Annotated in this window: 24 protein-coding genes and 1 tRNA gene; 10 read left to right on the top strand and 15 right to left on the bottom strand. The window is 43.1% G+C overall.

Annotation, left to right across the window (positions count from 1 at the left end; all coding sequences use genetic code 11):
* Window positions 1–83: 83 nt before the first annotated feature.
* Window positions 84–557 carry a 23S rRNA (pseudouridine(1915)-N(3))-methyltransferase RlmH gene (gene rlmH / locus DBK98_RS11025; protein WP_005776229.1) on the top strand — a complete coding sequence of 158 codons (474 nt, stop codon included), beginning with the start codon at window positions 84–86 and terminating at the stop codon, window positions 555–557.
* Between the two features lie 9 nt (window positions 558–566).
* Here rlmH and queF read toward each other — a convergent pair whose 3' ends face one another.
* From queF to DBK98_RS11005, 4 genes are all read right to left on the bottom strand, one after another.
* Window positions 567–1,022 (bottom strand): preQ(1) synthase, encoded by a 456-nt coding sequence (queF, locus tag DBK98_RS11020; RefSeq protein ID WP_032535979.1) that lies wholly within the window; start codon window positions 1,020–1,022, stop codon window positions 567–569.
* A gap of 14 nt (window positions 1,023–1,036) precedes the next feature.
* The gene (gene queC / locus DBK98_RS11015) at window positions 1,037–1,696 is read right to left on the bottom strand and encodes a 7-cyano-7-deazaguanine synthase QueC (protein WP_005809507.1); all 660 of its coding nucleotides are present in this window, start codon (window positions 1,694–1,696) and stop codon (window positions 1,037–1,039) included.
* A 40-nt stretch (window positions 1,697–1,736) separates the two neighbouring features.
* The gene (locus DBK98_RS11010) at window positions 1,737–2,417 is read right to left on the bottom strand and encodes a queuosine precursor transporter (protein WP_005776226.1); all 681 of its coding nucleotides are present in this window, start codon (window positions 2,415–2,417) and stop codon (window positions 1,737–1,739) included.
* Window positions 2,418–2,698: 281 nt separating this feature from the next.
* Window positions 2,699–3,202 (bottom strand): RNA polymerase sigma factor, encoded by a 504-nt coding sequence (locus DBK98_RS11005; protein WP_005809512.1) that lies wholly within the window; start codon window positions 3,200–3,202, stop codon window positions 2,699–2,701.
* Window positions 3,203–3,365: 163 nt separating this feature from the next.
* On the opposite strand from DBK98_RS11005, the gene DBK98_RS11000 reads away from it, so the two are divergent.
* Window positions 3,366–4,655 carry a DcaP family trimeric outer membrane transporter gene (locus DBK98_RS11000; protein ID WP_005776129.1) on the top strand — a complete coding sequence of 430 codons (1,290 nt, stop codon included), beginning with the start codon at window positions 3,366–3,368 and terminating at the stop codon, window positions 4,653–4,655.
* An 88-nt stretch (window positions 4,656–4,743) separates the two neighbouring features.
* Here the strand turns inward: DBK98_RS11000 and DBK98_RS10995 are convergent, their stop codons facing one another.
* Together DBK98_RS10995 and DBK98_RS10990 are read right to left on the bottom strand one after the other, a co-directional pair.
* Window positions 4,744–5,895: a 6-bladed beta-propeller gene (locus tag DBK98_RS10995; RefSeq protein WP_032535978.1), complete on the bottom strand. Its 1,152-nt coding sequence runs from the start codon at window positions 5,893–5,895 to the stop codon at window positions 4,744–4,746.
* A 126-nt stretch (window positions 5,896–6,021) separates the two neighbouring features.
* Complete coding sequence (locus DBK98_RS10990) at window positions 6,022–7,527, bottom strand: OmpP1/FadL family transporter (RefSeq protein WP_022011298.1); 1,506 nt, start codon at window positions 7,525–7,527, stop codon at window positions 6,022–6,024.
* Window positions 7,528–7,750: 223 nt separating this feature from the next.
* Between DBK98_RS10990 and DBK98_RS10985 the strand changes: the two genes are divergently transcribed.
* Window positions 7,751–8,761, top strand: coding sequence for a 2-hydroxyacid dehydrogenase (locus DBK98_RS10985; protein WP_005776126.1), 1,011 nt, complete (start codon window positions 7,751–7,753; stop codon window positions 8,759–8,761).
* A gap of 169 nt (window positions 8,762–8,930) precedes the next feature.
* Here DBK98_RS10985 and DBK98_RS10980 read toward each other — a convergent pair whose 3' ends face one another.
* Window positions 8,931–9,473 (bottom strand): protease inhibitor I42 family protein, encoded by a 543-nt coding sequence (locus DBK98_RS10980; RefSeq protein WP_032530181.1) that lies wholly within the window; start codon window positions 9,471–9,473, stop codon window positions 8,931–8,933.
* Between the two features lie 240 nt (window positions 9,474–9,713).
* Entirely contained in the window at window positions 9,714–11,525 is a 1,812-nt protein-coding gene (locus DBK98_RS10975) for a helix-turn-helix domain-containing protein (RefSeq protein WP_032535977.1), read from the bottom strand.
* A 250-nt stretch (window positions 11,526–11,775) separates the two neighbouring features.
* On the opposite strand from DBK98_RS10975, the gene DBK98_RS10970 reads away from it, so the two are divergent.
* From DBK98_RS10970 to DBK98_RS10950, 5 genes are all read left to right on the top strand, one after another.
* Window positions 11,776–12,480, top strand: a complete 705-nt coding sequence (locus DBK98_RS10970; protein WP_032530180.1) for a pirin family protein — start codon at window positions 11,776–11,778, stop codon at window positions 12,478–12,480.
* A gap of 17 nt (window positions 12,481–12,497) precedes the next feature.
* Window positions 12,498–13,205: a pyridoxamine 5'-phosphate oxidase gene (gene pdxH, locus DBK98_RS10965; protein WP_080714518.1), complete on the top strand. Its 708-nt coding sequence runs from the start codon at window positions 12,498–12,500 to the stop codon at window positions 13,203–13,205.
* Between the two features lie 71 nt (window positions 13,206–13,276).
* A complete protein-coding gene (locus DBK98_RS10960; RefSeq protein WP_005776118.1) occupies window positions 13,277–14,002 on the top strand; it encodes an MBL fold metallo-hydrolase in 726 nt (241 codons plus the stop codon).
* A gap of 19 nt (window positions 14,003–14,021) precedes the next feature.
* Window positions 14,022–15,101: a DUF4468 domain-containing protein gene (locus DBK98_RS10955; RefSeq protein WP_032535976.1), complete on the top strand. Its 1,080-nt coding sequence runs from the start codon at window positions 14,022–14,024 to the stop codon at window positions 15,099–15,101.
* Window positions 15,102–15,244: 143 nt separating this feature from the next.
* Window positions 15,245–15,625 (top strand): VOC family protein, encoded by a 381-nt coding sequence (locus DBK98_RS10950; RefSeq protein WP_005776116.1) that lies wholly within the window; start codon window positions 15,245–15,247, stop codon window positions 15,623–15,625.
* Between the two features lie 85 nt (window positions 15,626–15,710).
* On the opposite strand, the gene DBK98_RS10945 is transcribed toward DBK98_RS10950, so the two are convergent.
* Window positions 15,711–15,899 (bottom strand): hypothetical protein, encoded by a 189-nt coding sequence (locus tag DBK98_RS10945; RefSeq protein ID WP_005776115.1) that lies wholly within the window; start codon window positions 15,897–15,899, stop codon window positions 15,711–15,713.
* A 97-nt stretch (window positions 15,900–15,996) separates the two neighbouring features.
* Between DBK98_RS10945 and DBK98_RS10940 the strand changes: the two genes are divergently transcribed.
* Window positions 15,997–16,731 (top strand): bifunctional 2-polyprenyl-6-hydroxyphenol methylase/3-demethylubiquinol 3-O-methyltransferase UbiG, encoded by a 735-nt coding sequence (locus DBK98_RS10940; RefSeq protein ID WP_032535974.1) that lies wholly within the window; start codon window positions 15,997–15,999, stop codon window positions 16,729–16,731.
* A 44-nt stretch (window positions 16,732–16,775) separates the two neighbouring features.
* Here the strand turns inward: DBK98_RS10940 and DBK98_RS10935 are convergent, their stop codons facing one another.
* Window positions 16,776–18,641 (bottom strand): SLC13 family permease, encoded by a 1,866-nt coding sequence (locus DBK98_RS10935; protein ID WP_032535972.1) that lies wholly within the window; start codon window positions 18,639–18,641, stop codon window positions 16,776–16,778.
* Window positions 18,642–18,701: 60 nt separating this feature from the next.
* Window positions 18,702–19,298, bottom strand: coding sequence for a TlpA disulfide reductase family protein (locus DBK98_RS10930; protein ID WP_005776111.1), 597 nt, complete (start codon window positions 19,296–19,298; stop codon window positions 18,702–18,704).
* A 140-nt stretch (window positions 19,299–19,438) separates the two neighbouring features.
* Here DBK98_RS10930 and DBK98_RS10925 point away from each other — a divergent pair.
* Window positions 19,439–19,512: transfer RNA gene (locus DBK98_RS10925), tRNA-Thr, on the top strand.
* A 159-nt stretch (window positions 19,513–19,671) separates the two neighbouring features.
* Here DBK98_RS10925 and DBK98_RS10920 read toward each other — a convergent pair.
* Genes DBK98_RS10920 through wecB form a run of 4 tightly spaced genes read right to left on the bottom strand, consistent with a single transcriptional unit; the run spans window position 19,672 to window position 23,853 of the window.
* Window positions 19,672–20,259 carry a sugar transferase gene (locus tag DBK98_RS10920; protein ID WP_032535971.1) on the bottom strand — a complete coding sequence of 196 codons (588 nt, stop codon included), beginning with the start codon at window positions 20,257–20,259 and terminating at the stop codon, window positions 19,672–19,674.
* A 31-nt stretch (window positions 20,260–20,290) separates the two neighbouring features.
* Window positions 20,291–21,514, bottom strand: coding sequence for a DegT/DnrJ/EryC1/StrS aminotransferase family protein (locus DBK98_RS10915; protein WP_032530178.1), 1,224 nt, complete (start codon window positions 21,512–21,514; stop codon window positions 20,291–20,293).
* A gap of 15 nt (window positions 21,515–21,529) precedes the next feature.
* Window positions 21,530–22,720, bottom strand: coding sequence for a glycosyltransferase family 4 protein (locus DBK98_RS10910; RefSeq protein WP_032535970.1), 1,191 nt, complete (start codon window positions 22,718–22,720; stop codon window positions 21,530–21,532).
* 2 nt (window positions 22,721–22,722) lie between these two features.
* A complete protein-coding gene (gene wecB / locus DBK98_RS10905; protein WP_032535968.1) occupies window positions 22,723–23,853 on the bottom strand; it encodes a non-hydrolyzing UDP-N-acetylglucosamine 2-epimerase in 1,131 nt (376 codons plus the stop codon).
* Window positions 23,854–23,856: the final 3 nt, after the last annotated feature.

Raw genomic sequence — 23,856 nt, 5'->3', positions numbered from 1 at the left:
ATCGATACGCAAAGGTAAGTATTTAATGCTAAAAACAACATTTTTTTCTTATTTTTGTGCAATAAACAAGAGTTTGCACTTGAATGAAAACAACCCTTATCGTCGTAGGACGGACTGTAGAGCAGCATTATATCACTGCAATTAACGATTACATAGAGCGTACTAAACACTTCATTTCTTTCGATATGGAGGTGATTCCCGAACTGAAAAACACGAAAAGCCTCACCCCGGAACAACAAAAGGAGAAGGAAGGCGAACTGATAGGCAAAGCCCTCCAACCGGGAGACGTGGTAGTGTTGCTGGACGAGCACGGAAAAGAGATGCGTTCGGTGGAATTTGCACGCTGGATGGAGAAGAAGCTGGTAAACGTCAACAAACGCCTGGTATTTATCATAGGAGGACCTTACGGATTTTCACAAAAGGTATATGATGCGGCACACGAAAAGATATCCATGTCGAAAATGACTTTTTCGCACCAGATGATCCGCCTGATCTTTGTAGAACAGATGTATAGGGCCATGACCATACTGAACGGCGGACCCTATCACCATGAATAGGGTTATCCCCTATTCATGATTCATCAACCGCCGGGCAGCCATCTCTTCATATTTCGTTCCGGGGCGACCATAGTTGGCATACGGATAAATCGAAATACCGCCGCGGGGTGTAAAGATACCGGCCACTTCAATGTATTTGGGGTCCATCAGACGGATCAGGTCTTTCATTATGATATTCACGCAATCTTCATGAAAAGCACCGTGATTGCGGAAGCTAAACAGATATAGCTTAAGGCTCTTGCTCTCCACCATCTTCACATCGGGCAGGTAACTGATACGTATTTCGGCAAAATCCGGTTGTCCCGTTATGGGGCACAAGCTGGTAAACTCCGGACAATTGAAACGTACCCAATAATCGTTCTCAGGATGCTTGTTATCGAAGGATTCCAATACTTCGGGAGCATAATCCTGCTTATATTCGGTCTTTCTTCCCAGTAAAGAAAGCTGGTCTTTCAATTCAGTCATAATCTATTAATCATTTAACGGTTTCTTTTACTTAAATACTCTTCCAGCCCCTGTTTCCGCAATTTGCATGCCGGGCAGTGTCCGCACCCGTCGGCAGGAATCCCGTTGTAACAGGTCAGCGTCTCGTTCCGTACAAGATCGAATACGCCGAGTTCGTCCGCCAATGCCCAGGTTTCGGCTTTATCAATCCACATCAACGGTGTATGGATAACAAACTGTTCGTCCATCGCCAGATTCAGAGTGACATTCAACGACTTGATAAACGAGTCGCGGCAATCGGGATAACCGCTATAATCGGTCTGCGAAACTCCGGTAACCAAGTGGAAAGCTCCCTGTTCACGGGCAAAGACAGCGGCAATACTCAGAAAAAACAGGTTACGTCCCGGAACAAAGGTGTTCGGGAACGAATCTTCCGGCTTGTCTTCGTCCATCGAGATGCTGGTATCCGTCAACGAATTGCTTCCAAGGCTCCCGATAAAAGAGGTGTCCATCACATGAAACTCCACTCCTGCCCTTTCGGCTATTCCCCGGGCCAGTTCTACCTCGTGTGCATGTTTCTGTCCGTACAGGAAACTAAGCGCATATACTTTGCTGAAATGTTTCTTCGCCCAGAAGAGACACGTTGTAGAGTCCTGTCCGCCACTGAACAGAACTACTGCTGAATCATTTTTCATCATTTATTTTCTTGAAAAAAGTGTTTTTAAGTTCTCCTTATTATATATCCTTTACCTTAAGTACATTATAGGAGATGTCGGTATCATAAACATCGCTCCCGTCAATTCTCTTAACGGCTTTCACGACACGGATGGTGATCGGAAGGATAATCACTTCGTAAAGGGACTTCAGCACAATCTGAGTGCCCATCATCACCAACAGCTCGGGCCAGGCAATCAGTCCGCCGAATGCGATGGGAAAGAAGATCAGTGAATCGGCCGTTTCTCCCACTACCGTAGACCAGATGGCACGGGCAGAAAAATTACGTCCGCCACTGGCCACTTTCATTTTACTCATGACATAGGCATTGAGAAACGAACCGACCAGAAAGGCCAACAGACTGGCTACAACAATGCGGGGAGCCATGCCGAACACAAAATCAAAATGCTGTTCGCCTTCCCAGAAAGGTGCTGCGGGCAACGCCACGGCAATCAGCCCGAGCCCTACCACAAAGAAGTTCATGGCAAATCCGCTCCAAATAATCAGACGGGCCTTTTTAAATCCCCATACTTCGGCTATACAGTCATTGATAATATAGGATATGGGAAACACCAGCAATCCGGCAGTAACAGTGATACTGCCAACCTGAATCACTTTGGTTTCGAGAAGGTTTGCTGCAATCAGGCAGACGTTGAACAGAATGCCGAGCAACATGAAGGGTATAGATACTTTTTCTTTCATAATTCCTGTTTTTTACGTGGTGTTCTAGAATACACGACCGCTATTCACGGCATCATACGTTTACGGGCAGCAAAGGTAGCAATTCTTTTTTAATCGACAAAATAACAATATATGTAACGGGGCATTACATATATTGTTATCGCGATAACATATAATGTAATGCCCCGTCCAGGTACAACATAACAAACACTTAACACACTATTCTTTTTTACTCTTGTCACAGAGTTGCAAAAGCCCATTCATACTTCCGGAAAATCCGGCATCAATCTTAATAAGCGCTCTTACGAGAAGTCTTTCAAATCCTGCTGTAATCTTTTGCGGATCAGGAACAGACGGCTCTTGATAGTCCCTACCGGCAAATCCATCTTCTCAGCTATCTCACGATACTTGAATCCGGCAACAAACATCAGGAAAGGCTTCTTCAACTCTTCGGGAACGGCATTAATCACCTTATAGAGTTCCTTCAGATCGTAAATTGTTTCAAAGCGGTTGCCGTCCTCACCTTCCGTCATGGTTTGCGCATAGAGATTATAGGTGGAATCGGTCATATCCACTTCACGTAACGACTTACGGTAATTATTGATAAAGATATTGCGCATGATGGTATACATCCATCCCTTGAAATTCTGGGTATGCACAAATTTCTCTTTGTTGTCCAATGCCTTCAACAGACAATCCTGTACCAGATCATTGGCCGACTCCCGGTCAGCAGTCAGTTTATAGGCAAAATGTTCCAGTTCGGGCTGCATAGCCACTATCTTATGGGTAATATTCATCTTTTCCATTGCTCTTCTTTCTTTCTGATTATCGAATATGCAAAGATTCGCATTTTAAACGGTCTGTCCTATAGCAATTCTTCCGCATAATTTGGCGATTTTTCCCTCGGCCCTTCAACCATTTCCCATTTAAGTTGTTCAATAGGGCAATTCACCTAAAACTTAACTTATAATGAAAACATTTTTTAGATCTGTAGCTATGCTACTCGGATTGGGACTCTTGCCTGTAGCGGCACATGCCCAGAAAAAAGTAATCATCGAAGATGAAGAACCGAACTCCGTGATGTTTGTATCGACCGACAAAGCCGGAGACGAGATTATCCGGATCATGAACGAGACGCGTCTTCCGCGTTTCCAGGAACCGAAGGCTCCACGCTTCGTACTGACCGACCGGCAAGGAAAGTTCGCACTGGGTATCGGCGGATATGTACGGGCAACCGCCGAATATGACTTCGGGGGAATTGTGAAAGATGTAGACTTCTATCCGGCGCTGATTCCTAATAAAGGCTCTGCCGACCGTGCACGCAATCAGTTCCAGATGGATATCAGCACTTCGACTCTTTTCCTGAAACTGGTGGGACATACCAAACGTCTGGGTGACTTCGTGGTTTATACTGCTGCAAACTTCCGTGGAGACGGAAAGACTTTCGAGTTGCAGAATGCTTATGCTACCTTCCTCGGCTTTACTCTGGGTTACAGCTATGGTAACTTTATGGACCTTGCCGCCCTGCCTCCTACCATCGACTTTGCAGGCCCTAACGGCTCGGCTTTCTATCGAACTACTCAATTGAGCTATATGTGTGACAAGCTGAAGAACTGGAAATTCGGCGTCGGTGTCGAAATGCCATCGGTAGACGGTACCACGAATCAGTATCTCACCATCAACACCCAGCGTATGCCCGACTTCACTGCCTCAGCACAGTATAACTGGAATGCCAACAGCCACCTGAAGTTAGCTGCCATCGTTCGCAGCATGACTTATTCAAGTTCCGTAGACAATAAGGCGCACTCAAAAGCCGGATACGGACTTCAAGCTTCAACTTCCTTCAACGTGACTCCGAAATGGCAAGTATACGGACAGGTGAATTACGGAAGGGGTATCGGACAATATCTGAACGACTTGAGTAACCTGAATGTGGATATTGTTCCTAACCCGGAAAAAGAAGGGCGCATGCAGACGCTCCCCATGTTGGGATGGTTCGCCGGATTGCAATACAACATCAGCAAAGATGTATTTGTATCGGGCACTTACAGTTTGTCACGCCTCTACTCGGAACACACGTATCCAAGCGATGTACCCGATATGTACCGGAAGGGCCAATATCTGGTGGCTAACCTGTTCTGGAACGTAACCAGCAACTTACAGGTAGGCGCCGAATATCTGAGAGGATGGCGTACGGACTTCAGTAGCAATACCCGTCATGCCAACCGCATGAACGCATTGGTACAATATTCGTTCTAACTTTTTATAAATCTCTCTGAACTCTAACGTAAAAAAAGTCCAAGGACGAACCCAGCCCCGTCTCTGTTATTACCCTACGGAGATGGGGCTAAAAATAAAATTTCACCACACAGGGATTATCATCTTCTACTCTTTTACTTAATGCCCGATATTCTCCCTCGGGAAGTATACTCTTATAATTTTCCAACTCCTCGGTCGGAACGATGCAAAGCATAAAGTCCTCAGTCACCACCTCCGGGCTGATCCGGATTCCCTCCCGTGTCTTCTCAAAATAAAAAACAACTCCATCCTTTTTGCGATAAAGAAGATTTGTAAGTTTCCTTTGGGGATAGGATGACATACTGAATAATTGCGCATAGTAGTATTTATCCGTCTGATATTGCTTGGTGAAATTAAAGGCTATCTTACCCGTTTTACGGTATTCCCTCAGCCGTTCTTCCTCTTCCTTACGTGTATCCGGCCCTGAATTAAAATGATACTGCTCTATATTTATATTCTGCTCTCCCATATCCCAGCGATAAGCTACACGAAGGCTATCCCGTGTGATTTCGTAAACTTCTTCATAAAACGTAGGAGAAAAGTAGGCTTTACCCTGATAAGAATAGAATACATCCCAACAAGCCCAGTTCAGACAGAAGTGATCAGACCAGAACTCATTGATCAACTTCGCCGAATCGGCCTCCAACCGCATGACGCAAGCCCCGTCATCTTTGTTCAGTGCCGACCACGTCAACAGGTCACCGCCCGGAGTCAATCCTATCTTCTGGAAGTTTATCTTCTCCGGCAGTATCTTTTTATCTATAAACGAACCGTCCAGCCGATAGGTATACATCGAACCGAAAGGAGACAACATATACACCAGTTTTCGTTGGTCATTAATGACTGCATCATAAATCTGTGAATATTCACCGGGACCTTGCCCTACTCTCCCGATAGAACGGAGATAGTTCCCTTTTTTATCAAAAGCCATCAACGTGATATGCCTGAAAGTAGGATAATCCTGAGTCAATATATAAGTAGTATCTCCGGAAACAAGCACTCTCAAAATTGTGGCCAGCAGGCAACTGTCCGAGGTTTCCAACGGAATCACTTCAACTTTAGAAAACAGTTCGGAAACGGAAACAGGAGTTTCTTTCAGCTCCACTTTCAGAATATCGGGCTCTTTCACGGGATTAGTCCGGCTGCAAGAAATGCATGCAAAGCTCAATGCAGCAAAGAAAAGAAAAAATGTGTCTCTCATATCTTTCAGGATTAGAACACAAAGATAATCTTAATATAGGAGGGTTAAATGAAAAAGGACCGGATTATTTGAGTAATCCGATCCTTCTTGAGAGTTATATTAATAAAGATTAGTAGAAGCCTTGTATCAGAACTTATAGTCGAGACCGATACCGAATACTTTATTGGTACGAGTAAAGACATCCTTTCCGGAGATTCCTGTACCTCCATAATTAGGAGTCTCTTTGGTATATTTATCGTAATCAGTCCAAAAATAAGCAACGTTCAGTTTCAGGTTCTTCGCAATGTCGAATCCGGCACCAAAACCGTATGAATAAGAACTAACTGCAAAACTCATATCGCTCTGGTAATTATCACCTACACCATATTTGGTACGTTGCATACCGGCACTTACCTGGGCCCATTTACAAACATCCCATTCGATACCACCCAAATATTCGTTAGTACCTTGTTTGATGAAATGCTGTTTACCCATAGTCTGGCCGGTCACAGGATCTTTAGCATCGGCCATACGTGCACTGGTATCAAAGAAATGATGATAACCAACTGAAGCACGAAGTACCGGAAGAATTTCATAAGAAACACCTACTGTCAACAAAGCCGGAATATCGTGCGGAGTATTTACTCCATTCGCAAACAGCCCTGTATTATCTATACGAGTCTTGTTCTCTACATTCAGTTTGGTGTTGAACTCATATTTTACACCAATGTTCCACTTATTCATCTTAAAGTCCAAGCCCAAAATAGGAGTTACCCCCCAACCTGTCTGGTCGCAGTCCAACTCTTTATCAGCCGTCAATTCTGCAACACCGGTCGCTTTCTTTGCGATAGCATCATATTTTGCATAATTAACCATATCATTCGCTGCCAGATAAGCATCTGCAGCTGTTCTGGCTTGCTTGGCATAATCGCTGAAATATTTGTTCACATTTACCATTTCCCCTCCACCGATATTAGCTTCAATATTACGAATATGTCCTTCATATCCATTGCTTACGTAATTCATACGTACACCGGCAAATGCAGACAAGTAATCGGTGATTTTATAAGATGCTCCCAGTTGAAGACCAAAAATCATCTGCTTACCACGCATATAGCTGTCAACCGAGTATTTATTGGTACCTTCAAAGATATTAATCGGCAGAATGCCTCCGTCTACCATTTCTTTACCGGCAGCTACCATCATTCCGGGCACTACAGATACCAATGACTCGAATGAACCCAATCCCTCATTAAAGGTAGCCTTACCACCACCACCGGTTACTGCAAAATTCCCGGAGAATGCCCACTTATCCTTCTTATATACTGCAAATACACTGGGGATGAACGGAGCCGAAGCTTCACCTTTATATACTTTTGTAGCGTTTCCGCCAAAGCCTGCAAACGGAGCGAAAGTAGAAGTGATGGTTCTTGTCTGGAAAGCACTCTGTCCGTTGAGAGACAGATGAAAACCATCTTCCATGAAGGCGACACCTGCCGGATTGGAATATACTGCGTCAATTTGTGTAGAAGCATCACGAGCCAACATTCTCAAAAACAATACGTGCTGATTGGTATTTGTCAGGAGACCTCCCGCAAAAGTTGAAGTTGAAACGATTAGCAACCCGATGCTAATCAAGAATAATTTTCTCATCTAAATCTTTTTTAAGTTATTTCGGGCGCAAAGGTACAATAATATTGCACATGACGAATATTTCTGTGCATCTAATTACGTTTTCACCAACAAATTAATTGGAAACACAAACTGTTTCGATTGAAACAAATAGGAAAACATCGCAAGAAAAGACACCCCGAAAGCCAAACATTACTCCATTGCTAAACGTTTTTATATCATATAGAATATAAATAAGAAAACTATGGCATATACAATCGCATTTTTTGGTACCAAACCCTACGATGAAGCTTCTTTCAACGAAAAAAACAAAGAATTCGGATTCGAACTCCGATTTTTCAAAGGTCACTTGAACCGGCACAACGTGCTGCTGACCCAGGGAGTGGATGCTGTCTGCATTTTCGTGAACGACACAGCTGATGCTGAAGTAATAAAAACAATGGCCGCCAACGGGGTAAAATTACTCGCTCTTCGCTGTGCCGGATATAATAATGTAGACTTAAAAGCCGCTGCCGAAAACGGAGTAACCGTTGTCCGCGTCCCGGCCTATTCACCGTATGCCGTAGCCGAATATACGGTTGCCCTGATGCTTTCACTCAACCGGAAGATTCCGAGAGCTTCGTGGCGTACACGGGATGGGAACTTCTCTCTGCATGGACTGTTAGGTTTCGATATGCACGGAAAAACAGCAGGTATCATCGGTACGGGAAAGATTGCAAAAATACTGATACACATCCTCAAAGGATTCGGCATGAACATATTGGCCTATGACCTATATCCGGATTATAACTTTGCACGGGAGAACCAGATAGTATATACGACGCTCGATGAATTATACCACAGCTCGGATATCATATCATTGCACTGCCCGCTCACTGAACAGACAAAGTATCTGATCAATGACTACTCGATCAGCAAAATGAAAGACGGAGTAATGATCATCAATACCGGACGGGGACAGCTGATTCATACCAATGCGCTGATCGAAGGATTAAAAAATAAAAAGATCGGTTCGGCCGGACTGGATGTTTATGAAGAAGAAAGCGAATACTTCTACGAAGATAAATCGGACCGTATCATCGACGACGATGTGCTGGCACGTTTGCTGTCATTCAATAACGTGATCGTAACTTCTCATCAAGCATTCTTTACCCGCGAGGCTCTGGCTAATATTGCAGCAACGACTTTGGAGAACATACGGGACTTCAAGAACCGGAAACCTTTAGTGAATGAAGTGAAACTGGGCAATGCTTAGAAAAGAGCAACACGAAAAAGTGATGTGTAACAAACAATAATGCCTGCCACTTCTTTCTCAAGAAACGGCAGGCTTAATCCAAGGGGGGGGAACCCGGATGAAATACATAATATCCGGGATTACTATTTAGCATTCTCTATTTATGTGCCTTCGGTTCACCCTTTTTTCATCAGTATTCCACAATGCTCTCTAACAAAGGCTCTCCCTTCAGAGGAGCATAAATAGTTACTTTAGCAAAACCATACTTGGGCTCGCGAGTTACTGTTTTAGTCATACAGATGAAGCGGTAGTTATAGCCGCTTACCAGTTGTTTGGCAACCAGAAGTGGAGTATAATCCACCCCTTTCAAAGTCATGCAGGTCTGAAACAATTCTTTATCCTGATCCGTCAATGGTTCAAATTCTCCCCAGCCTCCTATTATTATATCCGCTTTCTCGGAAGTAACTACTGTATAAGGGAATACGTCTTCGTAAAGGACTCCCGTGACATCACGATAATAGGCAAACTGAATCTCTACCTGTCCCGGCTGCAAAAACTGGAAAGTAAAAGACTGTACAGACATTCCACCCAAGGTATCGGCATCTTCTGACAATTCCTCCACAAGGGCAACTCCACCAGTCAGGCGTACTAAAGCGTAACGATAACCAGTACCTGCATGTGAGGTACGTTTGATGGTGATTGTATCACCTACTTTGAATGCTTTCCTAATCATAACAATACGTGTTTTTTAAAAGATTAACTCTGTGAAATTTTCTAATAGCCTGATGCAGTGACCGGCCTTGCTGAGAATAATCTGCCGGGAGAAAACTCCCGGCAGATTTTGGGTACAGTACATCACCTAAACCAGATTCGTTGATGTGGTTCAAAGGTAAAGGGAAAGATTTACAGATCAAAATACCTGAAGTGGGTTATTCTCTCATTTTTTCACTCTTAGTCTCTCATTTTTTCACTTTCACTCAGTAATTTCCTTATTACTAACACGTTGTACTCCTACCTGGAAATCGGTAGGAGTCACCCCAAATTTACCGGAAAAGAGACGATAAAAAGATTGGGTAGACATTCCACACTCCTGGGCTATCGTGTCTACTGTATAATCGGGGTAATCTTTCAGCATCTTGGCAGCATACTCCAAGCGAAGATTATTAATGTATTTTGAAAAACTCATTCCGGCATATTGCTTAAAAAGCGGCGCAAACTTATTCTTGGGAATGTAGATTGTCTTGATTAACTCCTCTCTCGAAAAGTCCGGCTGAAGATATAACTGCCGGTTAATGATTTCACGCTCCAGTTTGTCGAACAGCATTTTATCGTGTACCGCATTGTTATCTTCCGTCTCGGGTTCCGGATCGACAGGAACATCCGACTTTCCGGGCTCTTCTGCCTGCAATGCATTTCCATCTATATACGTCCGTACTTCCCGCTCTTTCTGTAACTGTTCTTTCAATAGATGGTTCTCCTCTTTTTTCCGGTAGAGTTCTTCTTTGTGAACCAGCAAATCCTCGATGGTTCCTACCATTGCCTTATTCTTACGGCGTATGGTACGATTATGTCGGATGGTTCTCCATAAAAGTACCCCTAACAGAAAAACAATACAGACCACAAATATCAGCAAGGCATTCCTCATCCGCATATCAGCGGCTTGCTGCTGAATAAACATGTCCTTTTCATTCGTTTCATAAACCGCTGCCAGTTCCAATGCAGCACTTTTCTGCTCTCTGGCCTTAATGCTATCACGCAACACAGCCAGCTGTTCAAAATATCTTGCAGCAGTCCGGTAATCACCTTTATCCCGATAGGCACGCCCGAGGGACTTCTTAATGGTGACCATATAATAATTTACCGTATCTTTCCGCGTAACATATACCTTTTCACGAGCAGAATTCATACGGATCACCTGATCATACATCTTCCGATCGAACAGATAAGGCATAATCAGGTAGTCATCGCGATCGTATTCCTTACTTACTGACAAAAATAGCCGGTAATAGCGGTCAGCCTCTTCCGACCGCCCCAACCGGAAAAGAACCACAGCGTAATGGGCATACATCGCCTTTTTCTCCTTTCCGCTCAATCCCTCCATCGGTATCTCACTGCCGGTCTCTTCCGTCACGATCCTTTCTAATGCAGCCAGTGTTTTCAGGGCCTCTTCACTACGCCTGTCCGACTCCTGAAATATCAGCAAAGTATTGTAATTATAGCGCAGGTTATCGTACTTATATGGGTAGTCTGTTTTTTCCATCATCGCTACCGCCTGCTCCATGAATTCATATCCCTTATCCTTATTACCCTGATAATAGAGCATCTTCCCCATATTAAACAGAGCAACGGACTGCATCGCTTTATCATCACACAGCTCAGCCCTCTTCAAAAGCAAATCCACATACTGTGCCTTTTTATTCTCATTGTGCAAACAGTCGTAACACGAAATCATACGGTGCACCTGTTCCATATAGTTTTTATCACTATTGAGCACCGAGTCACTTTCCAAAGCACGCTTATAGAATTTCAACGCCCAGTAGTATTGCCCTACATTGAAATACAAATCGCCTTCCACCACATCCAAGCGGAACGGAGGAAGCGACTTCTGTTTCCTCAACTGCTCCATGATCTGCTGCGCTTTTTCAAAGTCGGAGAATGTATACTTATATACGTTGTCATCTGTAATCAAACTGTCTGGTAAAGAAAACGTTCCGGCGCAAACAGACACCGGAGATATAAAACAATGAAGCAGTACTAACAGAATAACATACAATAACTTTCTCATATCTTCTTACTATTGGCAGATTTTAGAAGCACAAAAATAAGATAATAATATTTTCAACAAAATTTTCTCCGGCTCATATTTACCGAACGCATTCAAATCTTTTCTGTTTGCCGGATTTCAGGAGCCTGATTGTTTCTCTTCTGGAACCGCCTCCTTCCCCTTGTTCCTAATAAAAAAGTGAACGCTTCAAACCATTTATACTTCCCAATTGTTTGGCTTATAGAATACATTTTAAAAGAAAGGATACATTATGAAAAAGGTAGTTCACCGCTCGGATACCCGCGGACGATCTTTATATGACTGGCTTGACAGCCACCACAGTTTCAGCTTTGATGAATATTATAATCCCGAACGCATCCACTTCGGCGCTTTACGGGTGCTGAATGACGATCGTGTCGCACCGGGAGAAGGTTTTCAGACCCACCCACATAAGAATATGGAAATCGTCTCCATCCCCCTAAAGGGATTTCTGGCACACGGAGACAGTAAGAAGAACAGCCGTACCATCACTGTTGGCGATATTCAGGTGATGAGTGCCGGAACAGGCATCTATCATAGTGAAATGAACGGCAGCAAGTCGGAACCTGTGGAGTTTCTACAAATATGGATCATGCCCAAAGAGCGAAACACCCACCCACTCTATCAGGATTACGACATCCGGGGGTTGCTGAAGAAAAACGAACTGGCCCTGATTCTGTCACCGGATGGCAGTACACCAGCCAAACTGCTACAGGACACCTGGTTCTCGATGGGTGAAGCAGAAGCCGGAAAAACGCTTGAATACAAGATACATGGAACGGATACGGGAGTCTACGTTTTCCTCATCGAAGGAGAAATAAAAATAGACGATATCATCCTGACCCGCCGCGACGGATTGGGAATCTCTGAAACCAAAAGCTTTGAGATAGAAACCTTGAAAGATTCCAAGATATTACTGATAGAAGTACCGATGTAAATTTAAAGTAATTGCTTATGTCAACCGATCATACGTCCACACATCCTGATTCCCCTCTTCACGGAAGAGGGGCCGGGAGTGAGACTATCAACCTCGCTGCCATCCGGCAGGAGTACACCAAAGGCGGGCTGAAGGAAGGAGATCTTCCCGACAACCCGCTTTCTCTTTTCAACCGATGGCTGCACGAAGCTATCGATGCACAGGTAGAAGAACCTACAGCCATGCTGGTAGGTACCGTATCCCCCGAAGGGCGACCATCGACCCGTACCGTATTGCTGAAAGATTTACATGACGGAAAATTTATCTTTTATACCAATTATAAAAGCCGTAAAGGCAGTCATCTGGCAAAGAATCCGTATATTTCCCTCTCTTTCGTCTGGCACGCGCTGGAAAGACAGGTACACATTGAAGGTATTTCCTCAAAAGTCCCTGCCGGTGAATCCGATGCCTACTTCCACCAACGCCCCTACAAAAGTCGCATCGGAGCACGCATCTCTCCTCAAAGCCGTCCGTTGAAGAGCCGGATGCAATTGATTCGCAGTTTCGTTGCAGAAGCTGCCCGATGGGTAGGCAGAGAAGTGGAACGTCCGGTACACTGGGGAGGCTATGCCGTCACCCCTGAACGAATCGAGTTCTGGCAGGGTAGAGCCAACCGACTGCACGACCGCTTTCTCTACACCCTCCAAGCGGACGGAAGCTGGCGGAAAGAGAGGCTTGCCCCTTGATATTTCCGGTTATTGTGCTTGCGCAACCAACAAATAATACGTAATATTGCATTCATAAAATACATCCGCTTATGATTCTGGATTATATATACCACAGCGGGTTTGCCATCGAAGCAGAAGGTGTAACCCTTATCATTGATTATTACAAGGACTCTTCGGAAACAGAACGAAATAAAGGTATCGTACACGACCGTCTGCTCCAACGACCCGGCAAGTTGTATGTACTTGCCTCACATTTTCATCCCGACCATTTTAACCGGGAAATACTGACCTGGAAAGAGCAACGTCCGGACATTATCTATATCTTCTCAAAAGATATCCTGAAGCATCATCGGGCACAAAGTGAAGATGCGATCTATATTAATAAAGGTGAGGAGTACGAAGATGATACACTGCGCATTCAGGCTTTCGGTTCTACGGACGTAGGCATCTCCTTCCTGATTCATCTGCAAGGGAAAAGCATCTTCCATGCCGGTGACCTCAACAATTGGCATTGGAGCGAAGAGTCTACCGAACAAGAGATACGCAAAGCCGAAGGCGACTTTCTGGCAGAAGTGAAATTTCTCCGGGAATCTGCTCCGGCCGTCGATCTGGTAATGTTCCCCGTCGACCGCCGAATGGGAAAAGATTATATGAAAGGCGCCCAACAATTCATCGAACGAATAAAAACTACTATATTTGTACCCATGCACTTCAGCGAAGACTACGAGGGAGGTAATGCTTTCCGGTCTATAGCCGAAGCCGGTGGATGCCGTTTTATCACCATCACTCACCGGGGCGAAAGCTTTGAGATATAACTAAATAAAACATACGATTATGAACAAACTGACACAATTTTTTCTCGTGTTATTTATGATTTGCCTGCCTGCAACCCTTTGGGCAGACAATGACAAAGATGATGATGACAGCAGATACCTTGCGGGCGCCGTGCCCGAAGTTGACGGACGGGTAGTTTTCAGCCGCGAATTCAGCATTCCCGGTATGTCACAAGACGAAATCTATGAACGGATGCTCAAGTGGCTTGACGGACGCATGGCCCAGAACAAAAACAATAGCCGCGTGGTATATAAAGACCAAGGTGTCATTGCCGCAACCGGCGAAGAGTGGCTGGTATTCAGCTCTACCGCTCTTTCTTTGGACCGTACTTGGCTGACCTATCAAATCACCGTTAACTGCCAGCCGCAGAAGTGCACAATGGAAATAGAAAAAATCCGCTACACTTATCGTGAAAAAGAAAAATATACAGCCGAAGAATGGATCACCGATAAATTTGCTCTGAATAAAACCAAAACCAAACTGGTACGTGGTCTTGCCAAATGGCGCAGGAAGACGGTAGACTTTGCCGATAACCTTTTTGAAGAGGCAGCAAAAGCACTGAGCCAAAAACCTCAGGAAGCCGCAGCAGCAGAAACCGCTCCAAAAAAGCCGGCAGTAGTGACCGCTCCGAAAGTTGTGGTAATCGGTGGTGAAAAAGAAACTGAAAAGGTAGAAAAAGCAGCTACGGTTACCCCCGCAATCCCTGTTACCCCTCCAAGCACAATGCCGGGCTATAAAGAAGTAGCTCCCGATCAAGTTCCTGCCAACGCCATCCAGATGGGTGCAGGCCGACTGGTGATCGCTATCGGCTCCGATCCTTTCAACATGACCATGATGACAGCTAACGCCGGAGGATCCATAGGAAAAATTTCCGGAAGCCCTGTTGTATTCAGTATCCTCTCGCCCGACCAGCCTTACGAGCAATTGGAGAAAGCAGAGACATATAGCATACGTTTCTATCCTACAGGACAAAGCGAGCCGTCTGTCATAATGGAATGTCAGAAGCTGCCTGCCCCGACACCAATGGAAGGACAGCCCAGAACTTATGCAGGTAAAATAACAAAAGCATTTATGAAATAAATCAGCCACCACAGATTACACGGATAAACACAGATTGAATTTTAATTAGATTATTAATATAAACAATCTGCCCTAATCAGTATAATCTGTGGTGCAACTTTATAAGTTCTATTTTAACCTAAAACAAAATAAACTTAGCAACAATGGAAATAAAAAGTAGATTTGACCACTTTAACATCAATGTGACTGATCTGGAACGCAGCATTGCTTTCTACGAAAAAGCACTGGGACTGAAAGAACACCACCGGAAAGAAGCCGCCGACGGCTCCTTTATCCTGGTATATCTCACAGATAGCACCACCGGATTCTTATTGGAACTCACTTGGCTGAGAGACCATACCGAAGCATATGAATTGGGAGAGAACGAAAGCCATCTCTGCTTCCGTGTAACGGGAGATTATGATGCCATACGCCAATATCACAAAGAAATGAACTGCGTATGCTTTGAGAATACTGCCATGGGACTGTATTTTATCAACGATCCGGATGATTACTGGATCGAAATATTGCCGGAGCGGTTCTAAAACGATAAACGACGCATGTTTCTAAACAATGAACGATAAACAGGCTGCACATTAATATTGCAAACAGTTTATCGTTCATCGTTATTTACCGTTTATGTCTATTCGCCCTCTTTCTCCGGATTTCAGCTTTCATCTTGGCTGCTCCGGAACCATGGGTTCCCTTTATATAAGTTGTTTTCTTCGCTTTTGTTTTCACTTTATTTTCATCTTTTTTCGGGCCTTCTTTCTTTCCTTTAAAGACAATCCCACCCATAATTGCATCTTCTAAACTCATAATCTTTCCTTTCTTATTCTATATTTTCCGTGGACAAAGATACTCTTTTTCTGTGAATTCCCTATCTTTGCCCGCTGTAACAACTAAAAACCAATCAATGGATACATTCCTGCTCCCGGCAGAAAAAGACCCGATGGGTGCCGCCATAGCCGATTATTATCACAATCACAAGGCAGACAGACTGCGTGTATTTTCTTCTCAGTTCGATGAAGACGAAATACCCGTCAAACAACTTTTCCGCGAAGCCGGACAGATGCCCCTGCTCGAACGCACAGCTCTTCAAATGGCTACCGGAAGAATACTCGACGTAGGCGCCGGAAGTGGCTGCCACGCCCTTGCTCTTCAGAAAGCCGGCAAAGAAGTTTCTGCCATCGACATCTCTCCTCTGGCCGTCGAAGTAATGAAACAACGGGGAGTAAAAGATGCCCGCCAGATTAATCTGTTCGACGAACACTTTGCCGATACTTTCGATACCATACTGATGTTGATGAACGGTTCCGGTATCATCGGACGCTTGGAGAATATGCCTGTCTTCTTCCGTAAGATGAAACAAATACTCCGCCCGAATGGTTGCATCCTGATGGATTCAAGTGACCTCCGCTATCTGTTCGAAGATGAAGACGGAAGTTTCCTAATCGACCTGGCCGGAGATTATTATGGAGAAATCGACTTCCGCATGCAGTACAAAGACATTCAAGGTGATTCTTTCGACTGGCTGTATATCGACTTCCAGACCCTCAGTGCCTATGCTGCCGACAATGGCTTCAAGGCCGAAATGATAAAAGAGGGCAAACATTATGACTACCTGGCCAAACTGACTGTTGTCCCGTGACCGGGCAGGCATGAAAATTCCCGATAACCAGTCCTCCTAAAAGACTAAAACGGAAACAATAACGGCAACACGAACACCATCACCACGCCCATAATGATCTGCAACGGAAGACCAACTTTTACATAATCCATAAATGTATAGCGTCCTGCCGGCATCACCAGTGCATTAGGCGGCGTGGAGAAAGGTGAAGCAAAACACATACTCGCCGCCACCGTCACGGCAAACAGAAACGGATAGGGACTCAGTCCCAACTGTACGGCAGAGTGAAGCGCAATAGGAGCAAGCAGCACCGCAGTAGCCGTATTGCTGATAAACATCGTCATCAGCGAAGTAGTGAAATAGATGCCTGCCAACAAAGCAAAAGGCCCGTAAGTACCCAGACCGTTCACCAATGATTGCGACACCACTTCCGAAGCCCCGGTTTTCTCCAATGCCAATGACATGGGCAACATTCCCGCTATCAATACAATACTCTCCCAGTTGATTGTTTTATAAGCTTCTTCCACATTGCGGAAACATCCGGTCAGCACCATCAGCAGAGCTGCGACAATTACTGCCGTCACAGGGGCCACCGGAATAAAGTCGAACATCATGGTTATAATCATCCCCAACATGATCAGTGCCGCTACCGGTGCTTTATGGTTCAAGGTCACTTTAGCTGCTTCAGCCAATGGTTGCCCCAGAACGACCCATTGCGACTGGTCTTCACCAAGCCTGGCAATGTTTGCCCAACTTCCCTGTACCAGCAAGACATCTCCCGAATGCATTTTTTCATCCTTCAGGTTCTTCAACAAGTAGTCACGCTTGCGCTGAATTCCCAATATATTAATGCTGTAATTCTCCCTGAATCCGGAAGCTTTTACCGGTTTGTTTATCAAATTGGCAGTAGGCAGCAACAAGATTTCGGCAATGCCTATCTCCTGAAAATCGAAACCTTCATCCGTATTATGCAAATTACCTTCCGTCTTATGTGTATCCAATAAAGCCAGACGATTCTCACCGACAAAACGTTTCACGTTCTCAAACTCCCCTAATACATAAAGAATATCTTCTGCTTCAATCAGGGTTCCCGCTTCTGCCATCTCCTGCTTTTTTGTCTTAAAAAAGTGTCGGGATGAAACCGATCGGCGACGCACTTCCAGAATTGTCACATGATACCTCTGCGGAATCCCTAACTCCTGTATTGTTTTACCGACAATTCCTGAAGATTCTTCGACCTCCACCCTATACAGGTTCTGCGATAACTGATATTCCCCCGCCAATTCCTGAAGCGACTTATTCTTATGCTTTCCCCGCGTTTCTTTATCTGTTTTCTTCGTCAGGAATATCTTACTCAGCGGGATCAGCACAATCAGACCGACAGTAACACATACCAGTCCCACGGGAGTGAAGGTAAAGAAAGAGAGCCGTTCATATCCGGCTTCAATCAAGGCATTCTGTATCACAAGGTTAGGCGGAGTACCAATTAACGTCATCATACCACCCATACTGCTGGCAAAAGCAAGAGGCATCAGCAGACGGCTTACATTGATATTGGCACTCATGGCCATGCTGACCACAATAGGCAGCATCAACGCCACCGTTCCCGTATTGCTGACAAAAGCGCCGATAGCCGCTGTCACCAATATGATCAGTACAAAGAGTTTCAACTCGCTTGTTCCCGCAAACTTCAGGATACGGCTACTGATCATCTTTGCCAGCCCCGTTTGGAAAATAGCTCCGCCCACCACAAACAGACCGATCATCATAATAACAACAGAATTGGAAAAGCCCGAAAGCGCTTCCTCCGGAGTAAGGATATTGAAAAGTATTAATAATACCAGCGCACACAATGCCACTAAGTCAGACCGTACCTTTCCACTCATGAAAAAGGCAGCTGACAGTACGAGAATAATAATCGTTATAGCCATAAAATAAAAAGATGGGGTGATTCCATGCTAAAAACAAAAAATCACCCCTGCTTGTTCAACTTATTTCTTCAGCATTTCATCAATTTGATTTACCAGTGAAGTAAATTCCTCTTCGTTATACAAACGAGTCAGCTTCACAATCTTACCTTCCCGGTCTATCAGTACATTGCGGGTGATACCCGATTCACGCAATGCATATTTTGCAAATATATCCGCTCCCGGATCCAATCCCAACGGATAAGTCACCCCTACTGACTTACCAAATGCAATCACTTTGTCAAGAGGTTCGTCACGATCAATACCGATCAAGGCAAACTCCGGATTGCTTTGATGTTTCAGCCAGATATCTTTCTCTATAAAAGGCATCTCTTTACGACATACTCCGCACCAACTGGCCGTGAATTGCAACATCACCACTTTGCCACGAAGTGCAGAAAGCTCTATCTGCTTTCCGTCTGTCAGAGTAATAGTAAAATCGGGGGCCATCTCTCCTACTCTCACAATATATCCTGTGCTGTCTGCCGCAACACTATCCGTTTTCACCACTACACTATCCGCAACAACGGTTGCTTTATCCGCTTTTCCCTGTCCGGAACATGCTGCCATACCCCAAAGAAGCAATGACAGACCACATACATAAAAAAAGTTCTTCTTCATACTTTTCTATAATTAATTGATTTGCAAAAGTAAACAAAGAATCCGATTTATCAAACACTATTTTTATGAAGCATTTTTTGCCAAAGTATTTGCAAGCTTAAAAGTTTTTCCTACCTTTGCACCCGCAAAACAGAAATGACGCCTCTTTAGCTCAGTTGGCCAGAGCACGTGATTTGTAATCTCGGGGTCGTTGGTTCGAATCCGACAAGAGGCTCAATAAAAGAGAAAGGATCAGCAATTGCTGATCCTTTCTCTTTTATTGAATTAATTTCTTTCCTGAACTTACTTCCGAGCTACTCCTCCTTCTTCTTTCTCACGTAATAAGGTACAAAAACAAAAAGAAGGATTTTCCCCACTTTCTTTAAAAACGTATCTAACGAATGATGCTCCAAAATGTCAGAAATATAATTTTTAAATATTCCTTCACCGAACGATTACATATATATTTCATATTATACCGTATTTTATCGGGCATAATCTGTTCTATATATGCCTTGTCGGGATCCGAAGCCTTTCCTAGAATCGTATTTTCATCCACATATTCAATAGAAGCATAATCCGTAATTCCGGGACGTACGCTCAATACCTTTTTCTGGTCATCAGTATACAAATCCACATACTTACGAACCTCAGGCCGTGGTCCCACCAGACTCATATCACCTTTCAGTACATTGAACAACTGGGGTAATTCATCTAATTTATACTTCCGGATAAAATACCCGGTACGGGTTATTCTGGGATCTCTCCCCCCCACCGTTATCAGTCCCTTCTTATCAGCCCCCACACGCATTGAACGGAATTTATAGACATAAAAATCCCGCCCGTATTGTCCCACACGAAGTTGTTTATAGAAACCGCCTCCTTTACTTTCAAGGCAGATGGCTATATAAAGAAAGAGAAAAATGGGAGAAAGCAGAAGAATTCCCAAAAGGGAAAAAACAATATCAAAAAAACGAATCAAGAAGCTTATCTGTTTAGTGTTTGTAAATATACTATCTGTTTTCTGCGATTACGGTCGTATAGGCCGCCTTTACAGTATCAATAATGAAATTCAATTTTTCACTATCCAGTTGAGGATATATCGGCAATGATATCTCACCCTTAAAATTCTGATAAGCCTGTGGATAATCATTCATATCATATCCCATCGATTTGAAGAACGACAACATCGGCATCGGTATAAAATGTACATTCACAGCCACTTCACGTTTAGCGATCTCGTCAATCATCCGGTCACGTTGCTCTTCTGTAAAGTCTTTCACACGCAAAGCATAAATATGATAAGAGCTTTCCTTTTCTCCATCTACAGAAGGCGGAACGATGGCCCAGTCACAAGTCGAAAAAGCATCATTGTAAGTATTGAACACCCTCTTCCGCTCCTTCAGTAACTCCGGATATTCCCGTATTTGCGCCAGTCCGATGGCAGCATTCACATCGGCCATATTGATTTTCATTCCGAAACCGACAATATCATAACGCCATCCTCCGGCTTTAGATTTCGAAAAAGCATCCTTAGTCTGGCAGTTCAGGCTCATCATCCGGAGTTCTTTATACAGCTCTGCATTATCGAACGGCTTGGGCAAGTTCAAACAAATGGCTCCACCTTCGGCAGTAGTCACGTTCTTCACGGCATGGAGTGAAAAGATAGCCACATCAGTTTCGCAACCGGTACGCTGCCGGTTACTGTAACGTGCCCCCAAAGAATGGGCAGCATCATTCATCACCAAGATACGTCCTAATTTTTCTTGCACCGGAGATTCCGCACGGAACAATTTTATCATTTCAGATTCCTGTACCAGTGCCATGATCTTTTCATAATCGCAAGGAAAACCGGCAATGTCTACCGGGATAATTGCCTTTGTTTTAGCAGTAATAGCTTTACGAACAGCCTCTACCGAGATATTAAAATCCATTCCGGAATCCACCATCACCGGTTTAGCCCCGGCATGAAGCACGGCCAATGCCGTTGCACTATAAGTATAAGCAGGAACAATTACTTCATCTCCCTCCTTCACTCCCAGCCAACGCAACATCATAATAGCTCCTGATGTCCAGGAATTGACACAAAGTACTTCCTTTGCTCCCGAGAAAGATTTTATTTCTTCCTCCAAAGCCTTCACTTTCGGACCGGATGTGATCCAACCGGAACGTAACGAATCAACGACTTCGTTGATGACCGCCTCGTCAATATAAGGTGGTGAAAATGGTATTTTCATTATATAACGATCAAATTAAATAATATCTAAATATTTCCCTAAAATAACACTCTCTGAATAACTATGCTCTGCCAATTTCCGAGCTCTATTGCCCATCTCTCTTAATGTCTCAAGTTGTAACGTTGATAAATTATTCAAAAATTCTATAAGCCGTTCTTTTTCTGTCCATTGAAAACAGAAACCTATTTTATTATCCGAAACCACCTTCCAAATCTCACTATCAGAGTTACCAATATACAAAATAGGCTTGCCTGCTGCCATTATATTATATGATTTAGAAGGCACTGCCAATCCATACATTTCATCTGCCAATGTTATTAATGCAATATCACAAGATCCTAAAATTTCACTTTGTTTATTTCTACTATATCCCCCATCAAATAGAACATTCCTTATTTTCTTAGATTTCACTAAATCCATCATTGCCGATTTTAAAGCACCAGTACCTCTAAAAGAGAATATTAATTCATCATTTCTTATCAGACTTATAATATTTATTAAATCTAATAATCCTTGTACTCGCCCCATATTACCAGCATATAACAATGTAATTTTATCTTTATTATCCGATATTCTTGGAGTAATAGAGTTTACCTCAGCCCAATTTTCTATAATACTTATTTCTGTGTTTACACTAAAGTGCCCAATTTTATTCCTCATAACCTTCTCCATATCCCGACCAATAACTATCAGCTTATCAGCGTAAGAATACGATTTATCAAAAAGTTTTTTCAGCAACTTATATAATAGTGTTGAACTATTTTTCATTTTTCCTGTAGCCCTTATATTCTCAGGAAAAACATCATAGACCAAAACAGACCAATATATACCTTTTATTTTCTTCACAACAGTAATAAAAAGCAATAAGAACACTGGAGTAGTCACAATTAGTACTTTATCATGTTTAGCAACCCTTTTAAATAAACAATACGACAGATTCAGACTTATTTTTAAAGCTTTATATAAAAGAAAAATATAATTACTATTTTTGTTTATTTTAGAGCCTTTAATTCTGATTATATTAATACTGGGAATAACATTAAAGTCCTTATTATTATTTTCTTTCTCTTTATCATATTTTCCATTACAACATATAACATTCACATCATATTTATTAGACATTGCATTAGCTATCTTTGTTAATAAATACGAAGTAGAAGTTTCTTCTGGATAAAAAAGTTCACTGACAATCCAAAGTTTCTCCATTTTTACTCACTCCATACCACCCGTTTCACATAATCTGTGTAAGAAAGAATAATCCGTACCACTTTATCGCTCACATTTGGCATAGAATAATCATATACCGAACGGAAATAATTATTATCAAGAGACCGATTCTGCAACTCTGCTAAACCTTGCATTACACGTTCAGGATTTAAGCCTACCATCATAACATTTGCTTCCTCCATCGCTTCTGGACGTTCATGAGCTTCACGAATATTCAAAGCGCAAAAATTCAAAATACTAGCTTCTTCACTAATTGTACCGGAATCAGATAAGACAGTATTGGCGTTCAGCTGAAGTTGATTATAGTCACTTAAACACATTGGCTTCATTAATCTTACCAAATCATGAAAAACAATCCCTTTTTTCTCAATCATCTTGCGAGTTCGAGGATGGCAAGACACAATTACCGGATATTCATAAGTTTTAGCTATCAAATTTAAGATATCAACCAAATTAAAGAAATTTTTATCACATGTTATATTTTCCTCGCGATGAGCAGAAACAACAAAATATTTGCCTTTTTCAAGGCCAAGTCTCTCCAAAATAACAGATGACTTTATTTTGGGCAAATATTGCATTAATACTTCATACATTGGACTGCCAGTCTTAATGATACGATCTGCAGGAATCCCTTCACGCAAAAGATACTCCCGTGCAATTGAGCTATAAGTTAAATTTATATCACTAATATGATCTACTATTTTACGATTACTTTCTTCTGGTACACGCTGATCAAAACAACGGTTACCTGCTTCCATATGAAAAATAGGAATATGCCGCTTCTTAGCAGCAATTGCACAAAGGCAAGAGTTTGTATCTCCCAATACAAGAAAAGCATCAGGCTTCACTTCTTCAAGAACAGGATCTATTTTTAGAAGTATCTGCCCTGAAGTATTTGTAGCATTTGAACCAGCCGCATTTAGAAAATAGTCAGGCTTTCTTAATCCTAAATCTTCAAAAAAAACTTCATTCAATTCATAATCGTAATTTTGCCCTGTATGCACAAGAATATGTTCTATAGCAAGACTTGAGTCTAGTTTTTGTAATACACATGCTAATCTGATAATCTCAGGACGTGTACCTACAACCGTTAAAACCTTTAATCGTTCCATATC

The organism is Bacteroides sp. PHL 2737 (assembly GCF_004115325.2).
Lineage (GTDB): Bacteria > Bacteroidota > Bacteroidia > Bacteroidales > Bacteroidaceae > Bacteroides > Bacteroides hominis.
This window is presented reverse-complemented; position numbering and strand designations above follow the sequence as displayed.

What these genes read in the sequence shown, in the direction of transcription:
- rlmH (WP_005776229.1), top strand. Translation starts at nt 84, where the DNA reads ATGAAAACAACCCTTATCGTCGTAGGACGGACTGTAGAGCAGCATTAT.
- queF (WP_032535979.1), bottom strand. Translation starts at nt 1,022, where the DNA reads ATGACTGAATTGAAAGACCAGCTTTCTTTACTGGGAAGAAAGACCGAA.
- queC (WP_005809507.1), bottom strand. Translation starts at nt 1,696, where the DNA reads ATGAAAAATGATTCAGCAGTAGTTCTGTTCAGTGGCGGACAGGACTCT.
- DBK98_RS11010 (WP_005776226.1), bottom strand. Translation starts at nt 2,417, where the DNA reads ATGAAAGAAAAAGTATCTATACCCTTCATGTTGCTCGGCATTCTGTTC.
- DBK98_RS11005 (WP_005809512.1), bottom strand. Translation starts at nt 3,202, where the DNA reads ATGGAAAAGATGAATATTACCCATAAGATAGTGGCTATGCAGCCCGAA.
- DBK98_RS11000 (WP_005776129.1), top strand. Translation starts at nt 3,366, where the DNA reads ATGAAAACATTTTTTAGATCTGTAGCTATGCTACTCGGATTGGGACTC.
- DBK98_RS10995 (WP_032535978.1), bottom strand. Translation starts at nt 5,895, where the DNA reads ATGAGAGACACATTTTTTCTTTTCTTTGCTGCATTGAGCTTTGCATGC.
- DBK98_RS10990 (WP_022011298.1), bottom strand. Translation starts at nt 7,527, where the DNA reads ATGAGAAAATTATTCTTGATTAGCATCGGGTTGCTAATCGTTTCAACT.
- DBK98_RS10985 (WP_005776126.1), top strand. Translation starts at nt 7,751, where the DNA reads ATGGCATATACAATCGCATTTTTTGGTACCAAACCCTACGATGAAGCT.
- DBK98_RS10980 (WP_032530181.1), bottom strand. Translation starts at nt 9,473, where the DNA reads ATGATTAGGAAAGCATTCAAAGTAGGTGATACAATCACCATCAAACGT.
- DBK98_RS10975 (WP_032535977.1), bottom strand. Translation starts at nt 11,525, where the DNA reads ATGAGAAAGTTATTGTATGTTATTCTGTTAGTACTGCTTCATTGTTTT.
- DBK98_RS10970 (WP_032530180.1), top strand. Translation starts at nt 11,776, where the DNA reads ATGAAAAAGGTAGTTCACCGCTCGGATACCCGCGGACGATCTTTATAT.
- pdxH (WP_080714518.1), top strand. Translation starts at nt 12,498, where the DNA reads ATGTCAACCGATCATACGTCCACACATCCTGATTCCCCTCTTCACGGA.
- DBK98_RS10960 (WP_005776118.1), top strand. Translation starts at nt 13,277, where the DNA reads ATGATTCTGGATTATATATACCACAGCGGGTTTGCCATCGAAGCAGAA.
- DBK98_RS10955 (WP_032535976.1), top strand. Translation starts at nt 14,022, where the DNA reads ATGAACAAACTGACACAATTTTTTCTCGTGTTATTTATGATTTGCCTG.
- DBK98_RS10950 (WP_005776116.1), top strand. Translation starts at nt 15,245, where the DNA reads ATGGAAATAAAAAGTAGATTTGACCACTTTAACATCAATGTGACTGAT.
- DBK98_RS10945 (WP_005776115.1), bottom strand. Translation starts at nt 15,899, where the DNA reads ATGAGTTTAGAAGATGCAATTATGGGTGGGATTGTCTTTAAAGGAAAG.
- DBK98_RS10940 (WP_032535974.1), top strand. Translation starts at nt 15,997, where the DNA reads ATGGATACATTCCTGCTCCCGGCAGAAAAAGACCCGATGGGTGCCGCC.
- DBK98_RS10935 (WP_032535972.1), bottom strand. Translation starts at nt 18,641, where the DNA reads ATGGCTATAACGATTATTATTCTCGTACTGTCAGCTGCCTTTTTCATG.
- DBK98_RS10930 (WP_005776111.1), bottom strand. Translation starts at nt 19,298, where the DNA reads ATGAAGAAGAACTTTTTTTATGTATGTGGTCTGTCATTGCTTCTTTGG.
- DBK98_RS10915 (WP_032530178.1), bottom strand. Translation starts at nt 21,514, where the DNA reads ATGAAAATACCATTTTCACCACCTTATATTGACGAGGCGGTCATCAAC.
- DBK98_RS10910 (WP_032535970.1), bottom strand. Translation starts at nt 22,720, where the DNA reads ATGGAGAAACTTTGGATTGTCAGTGAACTTTTTTATCCAGAAGAAACT.
- wecB (WP_032535968.1), bottom strand. Translation starts at nt 23,853, where the DNA reads ATGGAACGATTAAAGGTTTTAACGGTTGTAGGTACACGTCCTGAGATT.